General features: G+C 56.3%; 1 rRNA gene. It reads left to right on the top strand.

Features of this window, described 5'->3' with window-relative positions:
* Nucleotides 1-254: ribosomal RNA gene (locus C5S61_RS04475) — 23S ribosomal RNA — on the top strand; the annotation flags it as partial.

The following is a 254-nucleotide window of genomic DNA, read 5'->3' as shown; positions in this document are numbered from 1 at the left end:
TGACCCTACCATCTCCGAATGGGGCAACCCCACCACCGTGATGGGTGGTGATCCTGTGGTGAATCTATAGTCACAGGAAGGGCACCGGGGGAACTGAAACATCTCACGTACCCCGAGGAACAGAAACAATTCCCGAAGTAGCGGCGAGCGAACCGGGAAGAGCCTAAACGGCGCACGTGTCAAAGCAGGACAGCGTTGCGTGTGCCGGGTTGCGAGACCTCCAAGATAGCATGTCCTTGCTGTCAGTAAGTTAC

Origin of the sequence: Herpetosiphon llansteffanensis, from assembly GCF_003205875.1 — a bacterium.
Taxonomy (GTDB): domain Bacteria; phylum Chloroflexota; class Chloroflexia; order Chloroflexales; family Herpetosiphonaceae; genus Herpetosiphon; species Herpetosiphon llansteffanensis.
Note: the sequence above shows the minus strand (reverse complement) of the source record. Positions and strands in the feature narration are given on the sequence as shown.